Genomic DNA, 228 nt, shown 5'->3' with positions numbered 1-228 from the left:
AGCTCGTCAACGTGAACATCGGGCACGAGCATCCGAAGGTCGTCGCGGCCATCCAGGCGCAGGCGGAGGTGCTGACGACCGTCGCTCCCGCACACGCCAACGCCGTGCGCGCCGAGGCCGCGCGGCTGATCGTCGACATCGCTCCCGAGGGATTCGAGAAGGTGTTCTTCACCAACGGCGGTGCCGACGCGAACGAGAACGCGATCCGGATGGCCCGCCTGTTCACCG

1 protein-coding gene is annotated in these 228 nt (G+C 68.0%); it reads left to right on the top strand.

Features of this window, described 5'->3' with window-relative positions:
* On the top strand, positions 1-228 hold a 228-nt coding region (locus SB660_RS24395; protein ID WP_410585244.1), incomplete at both ends, for an aminotransferase class III-fold pyridoxal phosphate-dependent enzyme.

The sequence above is a fragment of the Bacillus sp. SIMBA_005 genome (genome assembly GCF_046535585.1).
Lineage (GTDB): Bacteria > Bacillota > Bacilli > Bacillales > Bacillaceae > Bacillus > Bacillus pumilus.
This window is presented reverse-complemented; position numbering and strand designations above follow the sequence as displayed.